The sequence below is a fragment of the Secundilactobacillus sp. MJ173 genome (genome assembly GCF_059704265.1).
This window is the reverse complement of sequence record NZ_BAAKGN010000022.1, coordinates 1-12200: the sequence shown is the minus strand read 5'-3', so window position 1 is coordinate 12200 and position 12200 is coordinate 1. Positions and strand designations below refer to the sequence as shown.

Here is a 12200-nt window from a genome sequence, read left to right as displayed (position 1 = left end):
TCACTATCCTTCCTCAAGTTTATTTGTTCGCTACAGTTTCAGTGTCATCGTCATTGGCTGGTTGGAATGTTTGAGCAAATTCTGAAACGGCTGCTTCCATCTTGTCGTTGTCTGGCAAGTTACCGGTCTTAGCAATTGTATCAAGCAGATCGGCGTGCGAGGCATCGAAGAAGTCGAACAGACCACTTTCAAATTTAGCAATATCATCCAACTCGATCTTATCAAGATAGCCATGAGTCAAGGCATACAGAATCAAGACTTGCTTCTCAACTGAAAGTGGAGAATGCAATGGTTGCTTCAGAACTTCAACGGTTCGAGCACCACGATTCAACTTAGCTTGGGTAGCTTCATCCAAATCAGAACCAAATTGAGCAAATGATTCCAATTCATGGTATGAAGCCAAGTCCAAACGAAGTGTCCCAGCAACCTTCTTCATCGCCTTAACTTGAGCGTCACCACCAACACGAGAAACTGATGTCCCGGCATCGATGGCTGGTCGAACACCTGAATAGAATGAATCACTATCCAAGAAGATTTGACCATCAGTGATAGAAATAACGTTGGTTGGAATGTATGCAGAAATGTCCCCGGCTTTAGTTTCAACAATCGGCATCGCCGTCATTGAACCGCCACCTAGTTCATCACTCAACTTAGCTGCCCGTTCGAGTAAACGTGAGTGGGTGTAGAAAATATCCCCAGGATAAGCTTCACGACCTGGTGGCCGACGAAGAATCAAGGAAAGTTCACGATAAGCATCGGCTTGTTTTGAAAGATCATCATAGATAATCAAAACGTGCTTGCCATTGAACATGAACTCTTCACCCATCGCTGCACCGGCATATGGTGCGATGTAGAGTAATGGAGCAGGTTCTGAAGGACCGGCAGTAACAACGATCGTGTAATCCATGGCACCAAACTTACGCAAGGTTTCTACGGAACTACGAACAGTTGATTCCTTTTGACCGATCGCAACATAAATACAAATCATATTTTGGTCTTTTTGGTTAATGATCGTATCAATACCAACTGTAGTTTTACCAGTTTTACGGTCACCAATGATCAATTCACGTTGACCACGACCAATTGGAACTAATGCGTCAATCGCTTTCATACCAGTTTGAAGTGGTTCGAAAACTGACTTACGTTCCATAACGCCTGGTGCCTTTCGTTCGATAGGACGGGTTTTATCAGTTTTAATTTCGCCCTTACCATCAACGGGTTGACCTAATGAGTTAACGACACGGCCAATCATAGCGTCCCCAACAGGAACTTCCATGATACGACCAGTTCGCTTAACTGTATCGCCTTCAGTGATTTTTGTGAAATCACCAAGGACAACGATACCAACATCGTTACTTTCAAGGTTTTGGACCATGCCATAAACCCCGCTATCGAATTCGAGCAACTCACCAGCCAACGCGTTTTCAAGTCCGTGAGCTCTGGCGATACCATCACCAACATAGGTAACAGTACCTGTTTCTTCAACAGAGATCTCGTCTTGGTAGTTTGCTAATTGTTGTTTGATTAGAGCACTGATTTCCTCAGCTTTAATGCTCATATAGGTTTCACCCCTTTATAAAGATCTCTTATTCTAATAATGTTTGACGTAGACGGTGAATCTTGGTCTTGATGGAACCATCAAGAATGGTCCCAGAAGACTGAATAATGACGCCGCCGATAATAGATGTATCAACTTTGTTTGTCAAAACAACTTGTTTAGCGCCGACCCGTTTAGCATAGCCTGACTTAATCGCATCAAGCTGTGTCTCATTAAGGGCGACCGCCGTAGTGACATCTGCATAAACCGTTTGATTATGTTCATCATACAGTTTTTCGAACTGATCAATGATTTCTACCATTGCGTCCATCCGACCGTAGTCATAAACCATTTTAACCAAATTATGGATCGTGCCTTCAGTACTATCTAACAACGGCTTGACTAAGGCTTCCCGCTTAGCTAGCGCTAAACTACTATCCGTTAATGCACTGCCCAACTGCGGGTTATCTTGGAAGACTTTACGAAGCTGTTTGAGCTCTTCGTAAGCAGCGTCCAACTGGTCGTCGCTCGCAAGCAGTTCAAACAGCGCTTTTGAGTAGCGCTTGGCTACCGTTACCTTATCAAGACTCATGTTACTTCCCCAACCCTTCGATATAAGAATCAATCAATGCCTTTTGATCATCAGCGTTTAATTCTTTTTGAATGATCTTGGAAGCAATCTCAATAGATAGGTCAGCCACATCATTGCGTACACTAGACAAGGCATCTCGACGCTCTTGCTCGATGTCTTTTTTAGCGTTGTCCTTCAATGCTTGAGCATCGGTTTGGGCTTGCGCTAAAATACCATCGCGTTGTTGTTGACCTTGCTTCTTAGCAGAATCAACAATTCCGGTAGCCTCTTGACGAGAGTTAGCCAGTGCGTCTTGACGTTGTTTTGCAAGTTTGGCTGCATCGTCACGTGACTTTTCAGCTGAATCAATATCGTTAGAAATCTTATCAGCACGATCTTGCATCATTTGATTGATAGGCTTCCAAGCAACGAGCTTGATCAACCACATCAAAACGATGAACATAATCGCATAGAAAAGCATGTCTCCGACTGCAAGACTACTTGCTACGGCTAAATGTGAAAACATCTATTGACACCTCCTTCTTGTTAAAAATTAAATTTAACGTGTTGCAAAACATTACTTGTTCATAACAAGCAAGGCCACAACGAAGGCAATGATAGGCATGGCTTCAACCAACCCAACACCAATGAACATGTTTGTCCGTAATTGACCAGATAATTCTGGTTGGCGTGACATACCTTCTAGCATCTTAGAAATAACGATACCATCACCGACACCACCACCGATGGCTGCACCGGCCATGGCAATACCTGCTGCAATAGCTCCCATAATCTGTAGTTCCTCCTTAAAATGATGTAGATATATTAGATGAATATTGTAAGTCGTTTACTCCGCAACTTCAAGCTTCATTTGAGAATCAATTAATCCCCAATTTCTAGCTTCTTGGAAATATAAACGGCCGAAAGTGTTACAAACACGTACGCTTGAATGGCACCAAGGAAAGCAGAGAACGCTTGCCAGGCCAACGCCAACGGAATTGCCACGATCATCGTTGCAATCCCATGTGAAAACGCCAAGCCACCGATAATCTTCAGTAACATTTCACCAGAGAAAATAACACCGAAGATACGTAAACCTAGTGTCAAGAAGTTCGTGAATTCCTCGAAGATACTGATTGGTAACCAGAAAACGAACGGTTGCAAGTAACCTGAGAAGTGTTTCTTCCAACCAAACTTCATTACACCGGCAAACTGTGCAATCATCAAGGTTGCTAACGAGAATGTCATGGTAACGATCGGATCAGAAGTTGGACTTCTTACAAAGTCCTTCCCACCAACAGCAATTTGTAAGAACAAACCTAGCTGGTTAGAAATGAATAGGAATAAAAACAAGGTGAACCCATAAAGGCCGAATGCGCCCGCTTCATTTCCAGGGATAGAACCCTTCAAAATTCCATTTGTAAAATCAATTAACCATTCAAGGATGTTTTGTCCCTTACCTGGCTTCATTGTAATATGCCGTGAAAGGGCAAATACAAACAAAAAAACGAGTACAAACGCAATTAACCCCGAATAAATATTGGCGGCATTGAACGTAAGTCCCCCGAATTGAAAGGTTGCAACTGAAGATGGATCTCCCACAGAGTATCACCTCTTTTCAAACTAGGCTAACGTTAGAAGTTCCGAAAAACCTCGCTCATTAGCCAACAAGTCAAATTTCAAATCTTCGAACGTAGTACTTTAATGAAAAATCTTCATTACAAATACAAACAAAATAATACCACCGTTCATATGAAAATACAAAGCTATTCGGAAAAATTAACGGATAAAAAAAGCCAATTAATTTGAATTGTCCAGTATTTTATCGGACAAATTCATATTAATTGACTATTATCGTACACATATGAATTTACTTAGTACCGAAAAGCCGATCACCAGCGTCACCTAAGCCGGGAACAATGTAGCCGTCCTCGTTCAGATGATCGTCTAAAGCCGCCGTATAGATATCAACGTCTGGGTGTGCCTTTCGAAGCGCTTTAACACCCTCTGGAGCAGCTACTAAACAGACAAACTTAATGTTGCTGGCACCCCGCTTCTTCAAAGCATCGATAGCCATTATTGATGAACCACCCGTTGCTAACATTGGGTCAACAACGAAAATTTGTCGTTGGTCAATATCAGCAGGTAACTTCACAAAATATTCGTGTGGTTCCAACGTCTTTTCGTCACGATACATGCCAATGTGACCAATCTTAGCAGCGGGAATGAGCTTCATAATACCATCAACCATACCAATACCAGCACGCAAAATTGGTACGATGGCAACCTTCTTACCAGCTAAAGTTTTAACCGTTGTTTTCGCAATTGGGGTTTCGATTTCGACATCTTTTAATGGCATATCTCGCGCAACATCGTACGCCATTAACATGGTGATCTCATCAACGACCTCTCGAAAGACCTTCGTCCCGCAATTCTTATCCCGAATAATCGTCAGTTTATGCTGAATCAATGGATGATCCATAACCTGAAACTTGCCCATGTGTTTGACACTCCTTTGGTATTTCTTTCAATTGTACCATGCAAAAGAACCTCTGAAGATAAAAATATAGAAAGAGTCTTAAGAAAGCTGTCTGTTTTTAACCGATAAACGTTGCTAAAACCTAGTGATCAACCGAGTTTATCTCTATTTTCACTCAGGCATATCCAGTCTGCGGAACACAAAGCAGCTCGATTATCGACCAAGTGCAAACGGTCGGCAATCGAGCTGCGGTTATTAAATATGGTAGGTTTACTTAATCAAAGTTTATGGGTGCCACGTACGCGTCAATTGGATGAGCATCCGTCAATGCACGAACATCTTGACGCACCTGCTGCAGAACAGCCTCATCATCATGGTTTTCAATTGCAGTGACGATCAGTTTAGCAACCTGTTTAGCATCATCTTCCTTGAAACCTCTCGTGGTGATGGCAGGTGTTCCCAAACGAATACCAGAAGTCTTAAATGGACTGAGTTTTTCGTTAGGAATTGATTCTTTATTAGTTGTAATCATGACACTATCTAACAACTCTTGCGTTTGCTTACCGTTTAAGTCAGTTTGACTCACATCTAAAGTCATTAAGTGGTTATCAGTTCCACCAGAGACAACACGTACCTTGTCTGCCTCATTAAATACGGCTGCCATTGCTTGAGCGTTTTTAATAATCTGAGCTGCATAATCTTTAAACTCTGGCTGCAGAGCTTCCAGCAAAGCCACCGCTTTACCTGCCACCACGTGTTCTAGTGGCCCGCCCTGCGTACCAGGGAAAACAGCAGAATTAATTTGTTTAGCATACTTTTCCTGCGATAAGATTAGTCCACCACGAGGACCACGCAACGTTTTATGTGTCGTTGTCGTGACCACGTCGGCAATACCAACTGGTGATGGATGAAGACCGGCAGCAACTAATCCGGCAATGTGAGCCATATCAACCATAAAATAAGCACCGACTTCATCCGCAATCGCGCGGAAAGCCTGCCAATCAATCACCCGGCTGTATGCAGAAGCACCGGCAACAATCATCTTAGGCTTAACTTTCAAGGCTAAATCACGAACCATATCGTAATCCAGCAGTTCAGTATCGGGATTCAAACCATAGCTGTAGGCTTCGTAAAGCTTTCCACTGAAGTTAACCTTCGCACCGTGACTCAAATGACCACCGGCATCTAGACCCATACCTAGGATCGTGTCACCTGGCTTTAAGAAAGCAGCGTACGTAGCTTGGTTTGCCTGGGAGCCTGAATGTGGTTGAACGTTCGCATACTCAGCGTGAAAGAGTTCTTTGGCACGTTCAATTGCGAGGTTTTCTACGACATCAATATATTCATTACCACCGTAGTACCGTTTAGACGGATAACCTTCCGAGTACTTGTTTGTCAGTACGGAACCTTGCGCAGCACGAACTGCTGGGGAAACAATGTTCTCGGATGCAATTAACTCAATATTATGCTGTTGACGATCCTGTTCTTGACTAATAGCTTGCCATAACTTCGGGTCTTGTTCTTGATAATTCAACACAATCAGCTCCTTGGCATTTAATATGCCTAAGTTTAACAAATTCAACGTTAAAAAGAAAGGGTCTAGACCTTAAAATACAAACAAAAATAAACGGCTAAGCGACGTCCGTTCGTAAAACACGAACCATCACTTAACCGCTTAGCTTAATCATTCAATAGAGAACTTGTTTTATTTCGTAAAGTGCATACCACCGGCCGATTTATCCAGTCGATTCATGTAAGCTGCACCCAAGCCGGTATTGTCAAAACCCTCGGTAAAAATCACCTTTACCTCAGATTCTAAGTCAAAGTGACGCAATCCAGCAAATAACAAATGTGTCGCGCTTTGAATATCCTCACCCAACGAATAAGTTTCAACGTTTTCAGGAACTGCTAGCTGAGCCAGCACACCATCCGTGGCCATGACCCCAATCGCTTCACGTTGTTTTGAAGCCCAGTCCATCGCTGCTTTAAAATCTTCCGGATGATCAACAATTTCAACCTGAGCACTGGGCGCGTAATGCTTGTATTTCATCCCTGGAGCTTTAGGAATCTCGTTGGCGCCGACGTGATGATGGTCAGCTTTCACGTCACCAATCACTTGTTCTAATTCTGCGACCGTCACAGCACCTGGCCGTAAAATAGTTGGCATCTCGGTAGACATATCGATAATGGTTGATTCCACACCAACCTGAGTTGGGCCGTCGTCAACGATACCCGCAATTTTACCGTTTAAATCATGGTACACGTGCTTAGCTAGTGTTGGGCTAGGCTTACCAGAAGTGTTAGCTGATGGCCCCACGATTGGAATTCCAGCCGTGGCAATCAGTTTGAGCGTCACTTGATTTTTAGGCATCCGAAAGGCAGCGGTATCCAGCCCCCCCGTCACCGTCTTGGACAGCGTTCCTGGCTTCAGTGGCAATACAATGGTCAATGATCCCGGCCAGAATTTCGCCATTAACTGCTTCACTTGATCGGTCAACGGCTGTGCGTAACGTTCCACCATTTCAATCGACGAAACCGTGACGATCAGTGGATTGTCGCTGGGACGTCCCTTAGCCGCATAAACATTGCTAGCCGCCTGTTCGTTGGTGGCATCTGCACCCAAACCGTAGACCGTTTCTGTTGGAAATGCGACTAATTCACCTTGTTTCAACAGCTTAGCTGCTGCTTCAACTTCATCTGATTTAAAAATTTTAGTTTCCATAATCTAATTGCTCCTATTCTTATTAAAGAATGATGCATCTATTTAAACTGTATTCGAACCATCCGATCATGGCCAGCCATGTCCTGACGTACGGTGACAGTTGCATTAGGAAAACGCTGCTCAAAAATCTGACTAACTGCTTGTCCTTGTTGAAAGCCAATTTCAAGAAACACCTGTTTCGCCGTTACGATCCCCTGTTTAAGCTGGTCAGCTAAACGTTCATAAATCGCCAAACCTTGATGATCCGCAAACAGTGCCATAGCTGGTTCACTGGTCAGCACGTCCGCATCCATCTGCGTTTCTTCATCATGCGAGATATATGGCGGATTGCTGACAATTAAATCGAACGAAGAGCCAGCAACGGGGGCTAGTAAGTCTCCCTGAACAGTGGTCACTGAAGCATTTAGCCGATTAATGTTTTCCTGGGCAACCTCCAGTGCTGCCTCAGATAAATCTGAAAGCGTTACTCGCCAATCTGGACGTTGTAATTTTAGAGTAATGCCAATGGCACCACTCCCAGTACCCACATCTAAAACTGATAATTGCGGTTGCTTGTTAGCTGATAGCACCCACTCCACCAATTCTTCGGTTTCTTGTCGCGGAATCAAAACTTTGTCATTAACGATAAAGCTTTCACCATAGAAAGTTGCCGTCCCAATAATGTATTGCGGCGGTACCCCTTCAGCGTATTGGTGAATTGCTTCAACATAGCGGTGTTCCAAAGAAGCCGGCATTGGCTGTCGGTATTTAATAAGCAGGTGAGTCTGATCTAAATGACTGAGCTCCTGTAATAGATAAGTCGCTGCCGACTCATCTAACTGTTTTTCTTTAATAAACAAAGAAGCCCACTTGAGGGCTTCATAGTAAGTGCGATTACTCATTGAGTTGTTCCATCTTTTGCGTTTGATCGTACAGAATCAAAGCATCAATGATATCGTCTAAATCGCCGTTCATAATTTTATCAAGCTTATTCAGTGTCAAGCCGATTCGATGATCAGTTACCCGGTTTTGAGGATAGTTATAGGTTCTAATTCGTTCCGAACGATCCCCAGTTCCCACAGCTGATTTACGTTGTTCGTCGTAGGCACTTTCTTCTTGTTCATGGTAGTAGTTATAAACACGGGCACGTAAAATTTTCATTGCTTTCGCACGGTTTTGCTGTTGTGAACGTTCATCTTGCATGGCAACCACGATACCAGTTGGTAAGTGGGTCATTCGCACAGCAGAACTGGTTTTGTTAATATGTTGACCACCAGCACCAGACGAACGGTAAACATCGGTTCGAATATCTTTGGGATCAATATCGATATCAACGTCTTCAGCTTCTGGCATAACGCCGACAGTAGCAGTTGACGTATGGAGCCGACCAGCTGATTCGGTCACAGGAACCCGTTGTACCCGGTGAGCACCACTCTCATACTTTAGTTTGGAGTAAACTTTGTTACCACTGATCAGCATGACGATTTCTTTAAAACCACCAACTTCAGTCTCGTTCTTATCGACGACTTCGACCTTCCAGCCCTGCTTTTCAGCGTAGCGTGAATACATATCAAAAAGATCAGCAGCAAATAAACTGGCTTCGTCACCACCAGCAGCACCGTGAATTTCCATCACAATGTTTTTATCGTCGTTAGGATCTTTAGGCAATAACAAAATCCGAATCTGGTCTTCCAGCTTTTCCTTTTGCGTTTCTAAGTCCTTAAGCTCATCCTTGACCATGCTGTTCATATCGTCATCAAGTTTTTCATGAAGCATTTCGTTATCTTCATTGATTTGACTGGTGATTTTCTGGTACTTCCGGTAAGCTTCAACCGTTTCCCGCAAATCAGCCTCTTCCTTAGACAATGACATAAACCGCCGGGTATCGGCAATAATCTCAGGATCACTGATCAGTTCGTTGAGTTCATCGTAACGATCAACCAGCGCTTGTAATCTATCAAACATTTGGTCCATTTTAACTCTCCTATTCTTCGCCTAACATATCCATTGGTGGATTATAGTAGTGTCTTCTGCAGACGGGATAATATGACTCATTGCCACCAATTTGAATCTGCTCACCTTCGTAAACCGGTTTATTATCATGAAAACGCAGATTCATCGTTGCTTTTTTCGCACAGAACCAGCAGATTGTTTTCATTTCTTCGAGTTTATCGGCATACAGTAACAAATATTTAGAGCCTTCGAACAGCTCATTGCGGAAATCGTTTTTCAAGCCAAAAGCCATCACGGGGATCTTGAGCTCATCCACGATTTTAGCCAGTTCAAACACGTGAGCTTTGGTTAAAAATTGTGCCTCATCAATCAACACGCAGTTCGCTTTAGGATTGATTTTCTCAACCATCTTAAAGATATCATCATCATGAAAAATTGGCACTGCCTCACGCTCTAATCCAATGCGGCTCGAAACTAGACCCACACCTGAACGATTGTCCGTTCCGCTAGTCATAATAATGACCGGCTTCTTCTGTTCCTCATAATTATGTGCTACCTTCAAAATTTCAATGGTTTTACCACTGTTCATAGCGCCGTACTTAAAAAATAACTGTGCCAATAGTCTCAGTCTCCACTCTTCGCAAATTTCTCATCTATTATAGCGGATTTAGCGTTAAAATTCACCCTCTCCCAATGGATGTTCCCAGTTGAAATCGCTTTTTTGATTAAATCAGCATTGGTTCACCGCTTATTTGGCGGAAACATGGTAAAATATATGCTTAGTGAAATTGAAAAATATAGTTTCTGCTGTCACTGAATGTGGTCACGCAGGACAAGGAGCGAGAAAAATGACTTTTCGAAGTAACGTAGCTGCCTTCGCTGGCAGATCCTCATATTGGTTCCTGCATACCTTTATGAAAGGTGGCAGTTCACTGCCTGGCAAAATCACCACAAAAATCGACCCAGAGATCCTCAAGCATCTGGGACAAAACTACGACGTCATCGTGATTACTGGTACAAACGGTAAAACGTTGACGACCGCCTTAACTGTTCGCGTTTTAAAACAAAAATACAGTCATATTTTAACCAATCCCACTGGTTCCAACATGGAACAGGGCATTGTGACAACCTTTCTTCGGGCACCGAAAGTTAAAGGTGCACGACCAATTGCCGTACTGGAAGTGGACGAGGCCAACGTCATCAAAGTGACCAAGTATATTAAACCCAAGGCGTTCGTCTTCACCAATATTTTCCGTGATCAAATGGACCGTTACGGTGAAATCTACACCACTTATCAAAAAATCATCGACGGTGTTGCTCTAGCTCCTGAAGCAACGATTATTGCCAACGGTGACGCACCAATTTTTCACTCAAAAAACCTGCCAAACCCAATCCTCTATTACGGTTTCAAAAACCAAGAGGAAAAAGACATTAAAGCCAAGCCTAATACGGACGGTGTTTTATGTCCTAACTGCCAGCATATCTTACATTATCGCTATCTGACCTATAGTAATTTAGGTAAATACTTCTGTCCCAACTGCGGTTTTGAACGACCTGAGCTTAAATTTGCGGTCACTGACATTGCTGATCTCACGCCTACTAGTTCTGAATTCGAAGTTGATGGTCATACGATGAAAATTGAAATTGGTGGCCTGTACAATATTTACAACGCCTTGGCTGCCTACGCAGTTGGTCGTTTCCTCGGCGTCACACCTGAACAAATCAATACAGCATTTAGTGAAGATAAGAAAGTCTTTGGCCGTCAAGAAGTCATTCATTTAGACGGTAAGGAAGTCACCTTGATCCTAGTCAAGAACCCGGTAGGCCTTAATCAAGTACTGGATATGATTGCCACTGATAAAAAGCCCTTTTCATTTGTGGGTCTGTTGAACGCTAATTATGCTGACGGTATCGACACAAGCTGGATCTGGGATGGTAACTTTGAAAAACTGCCCCAGTTAAATATCCCGGCTTTCATCACTGGCGGCGAACGATACAAAGACATCACCTTCCGACTAAAGGTTGCTGGCGTTCCTGACGATAAACATCAGGTAGTGCCAGAACTAAAAGATGTGGTCGAAAAGATTAAGACTTTACCAACCGAACACGTTTATGTTTTGGCAACTTACACGGCTGTGTTACAATTACGGAAATTATTAGCCGATCAGGGCTATATCAAGGAGGGTATGGGAGCATGACCTATGAATTAAATGTGGCTCACCTTTATGGCGACCTGATGAATACTTATGGTGATGTTGGCAATATCTTAGCTTTAAACTACTATGCAAAACAAATGGACGTCAAGTTAAACGTGAATGTCGTCAGCCTAGATCAAGACTTTGATGCTGATCAATACGACTTAGCCTTTTTCGGTGGCGGTCAGGATTTTGAGCAAGTGATCGTTTCAAAAGATATTCAGACCAAAAAACAGGCCTTAACTGATTTTATTGAAGATGGCGGTCCAGTGCTGGCCATTTGTGGTGGCTTTCAATTGCTAGGCCACTACTACGTCGACGCCAAGGGCGATAAGATCCCTGGGATCGGTGCGCTTGACCACTACACCCTGTCACAGGATAATCACCGATTCATTGGCGACATTGTGATCAAAAACGAAGAAACGGGTGAAACTTACCATGGCTTTGAAAACCACCAAGGCCGAACTTTCCTAGGCCAAGATGAACGTCCATTAGGTAACGTCATTGAGGGCAAAGGTAATAACGGCGAAGATGGGACTGAAGGTGCCATTTACAAGAACGTTTTCTGCTCCTATTTCCACGGTCCAATTTTGACTCGGAATGGTAACTTGGCTAAGCGGTTATTGGTTGCAGCACTGAAACGCAGCTACCCTGATGCCGATTTGAGCCAGCAAGAAGCCCTACCTATTGCAGCGACTTTCTAGCATTAATCAAACCCATTAAAAAACATCATGATTGATCAGCCGGCACGCTGAAATCATGAT

At 43.3% G+C, this 12200-nt stretch carries 13 protein-coding genes; 2 read left to right on the top strand and 11 right to left on the bottom strand.

The window, feature by feature from the left end; all coding sequences use genetic code 11:
• Positions 1–19 precede the first annotated feature (19 nt).
• From atpA to AC6H04_RS03475, 11 genes are all read right to left on the bottom strand, one after another.
• The gene (gene atpA, locus AC6H04_RS03525) at positions 20–1558 is read right to left on the bottom strand and encodes a F0F1 ATP synthase subunit alpha (RefSeq protein ID WP_497570380.1); all 1539 of its coding nucleotides are present in this window, start codon (positions 1556–1558) and stop codon (positions 20–22) included.
• A 28-nt stretch (positions 1559–1586) separates the two neighbouring features.
• Positions 1587–2129 (bottom strand): ATP synthase F1 subunit delta, encoded by a 543-nt coding sequence (gene atpH, locus AC6H04_RS03520; protein WP_497570379.1) that lies wholly within the window; start codon positions 2127–2129, stop codon positions 1587–1589.
• Between the two features lies 1 nt (position 2130).
• Positions 2131–2634 (bottom strand): F0F1 ATP synthase subunit B, encoded by a 504-nt coding sequence (gene atpF / locus AC6H04_RS03515; protein WP_497570378.1) that lies wholly within the window; start codon positions 2632–2634, stop codon positions 2131–2133.
• 51 nt (positions 2635–2685) lie between these two features.
• Entirely contained in the window at positions 2686–2898 is a 213-nt protein-coding gene (gene atpE, locus AC6H04_RS03510; RefSeq protein ID WP_089088992.1) for a F0F1 ATP synthase subunit C, read from the bottom strand.
• A 92-nt stretch (positions 2899–2990) separates the two neighbouring features.
• Positions 2991–3710 (bottom strand): F0F1 ATP synthase subunit A, encoded by a 720-nt coding sequence (gene atpB, locus AC6H04_RS03505; protein WP_497570377.1) that lies wholly within the window; start codon positions 3708–3710, stop codon positions 2991–2993.
• Between the two features lie 268 nt (positions 3711–3978).
• Positions 3979–4608, bottom strand: coding sequence for a uracil phosphoribosyltransferase (gene upp / locus AC6H04_RS03500; protein WP_098825990.1), 630 nt, complete (start codon positions 4606–4608; stop codon positions 3979–3981).
• Between the two features lie 253 nt (positions 4609–4861).
• The gene (gene glyA / locus AC6H04_RS03495; RefSeq protein ID WP_497570376.1) at positions 4862–6121 is read right to left on the bottom strand and encodes a serine hydroxymethyltransferase; all 1260 of its coding nucleotides are present in this window, start codon (positions 6119–6121) and stop codon (positions 4862–4864) included.
• Between the two features lie 171 nt (positions 6122–6292).
• A complete protein-coding gene (locus tag AC6H04_RS03490) occupies positions 6293–7309 on the bottom strand; it encodes an L-threonylcarbamoyladenylate synthase (RefSeq protein ID WP_497570375.1) in 1017 nt (338 codons plus the stop codon).
• A gap of 38 nt (positions 7310–7347) precedes the next feature.
• Positions 7348–8190 carry a peptide chain release factor N(5)-glutamine methyltransferase gene (prmC, locus tag AC6H04_RS03485; protein WP_497570374.1) on the bottom strand — a complete coding sequence of 281 codons (843 nt, stop codon included), beginning with the start codon at positions 8188–8190 and terminating at the stop codon, positions 7348–7350.
• Positions 8183–9262, bottom strand: coding sequence for a peptide chain release factor 1 (gene prfA / locus AC6H04_RS03480; protein WP_497570373.1), 1080 nt, complete (start codon positions 9260–9262; stop codon positions 8183–8185). The genes prmC and prfA overlap by 8 nt, the downstream gene beginning before the upstream one ends.
• A gap of 10 nt (positions 9263–9272) precedes the next feature.
• Positions 9273–9860, bottom strand: coding sequence for a thymidine kinase (locus AC6H04_RS03475; RefSeq protein WP_497570372.1), 588 nt, complete (start codon positions 9858–9860; stop codon positions 9273–9275).
• Between the two features lie 229 nt (positions 9861–10089).
• Between AC6H04_RS03475 and AC6H04_RS03470 the strand changes: the two genes are divergently transcribed.
• Both AC6H04_RS03470 and AC6H04_RS03465 read left to right on the top strand, forming a co-directional pair.
• Positions 10090–11439 carry a MurT ligase domain-containing protein gene (locus AC6H04_RS03470; RefSeq protein ID WP_497570371.1) on the top strand — a complete coding sequence of 450 codons (1350 nt, stop codon included), beginning with the start codon at positions 10090–10092 and terminating at the stop codon, positions 11437–11439.
• Positions 11436–12140 carry a type 1 glutamine amidotransferase gene (locus AC6H04_RS03465; RefSeq protein ID WP_497570370.1) on the top strand — a complete coding sequence of 235 codons (705 nt, stop codon included), beginning with the start codon at positions 11436–11438 and terminating at the stop codon, positions 12138–12140. The genes AC6H04_RS03470 and AC6H04_RS03465 overlap by 4 nt, the downstream gene beginning before the upstream one ends.
• The last annotated feature ends 60 nt before the right edge of the window (positions 12141–12200 follow it).

Bases quoted from the DNA above. Each gene is read 5' to 3' on its own strand.
- atpA (WP_497570380.1), bottom strand. From the start codon at position 1,558: ATGAGCATTAAAGCTGAGGAAATCAGTGCTCTAATCAAACAACAATTA.
- atpH (WP_497570379.1), bottom strand. From the start codon at position 2,129: ATGAGTCTTGATAAGGTAACGGTAGCCAAGCGCTACTCAAAAGCGCTG.
- atpF (WP_497570378.1), bottom strand. From the start codon at position 2,634: ATGTTTTCACATTTAGCCGTAGCAAGTAGTCTTGCAGTCGGAGACATG.
- atpE (WP_089088992.1), bottom strand. From the start codon at position 2,898: ATGGGAGCTATTGCAGCAGGTATTGCCATGGCCGGTGCAGCCATCGGT.
- upp (WP_098825990.1), bottom strand. From the start codon at position 4,608: ATGGGCAAGTTTCAGGTTATGGATCATCCATTGATTCAGCATAAACTG.
- AC6H04_RS03490 (WP_497570375.1), bottom strand. From the start codon at position 7,309: ATGGAAACTAAAATTTTTAAATCAGATGAAGTTGAAGCAGCAGCTAAG.
- prmC (WP_497570374.1), bottom strand. From the start codon at position 8,190: ATGAGTAATCGCACTTACTATGAAGCCCTCAAGTGGGCTTCTTTGTTT.
- prfA (WP_497570373.1), bottom strand. From the start codon at position 9,262: ATGGACCAAATGTTTGATAGATTACAAGCGCTGGTTGATCGTTACGAT.
- AC6H04_RS03470 (WP_497570371.1), top strand. From the start codon at position 10,090: ATGACTTTTCGAAGTAACGTAGCTGCCTTCGCTGGCAGATCCTCATAT.
- AC6H04_RS03465 (WP_497570370.1), top strand. From the start codon at position 11,436: ATGACCTATGAATTAAATGTGGCTCACCTTTATGGCGACCTGATGAAT.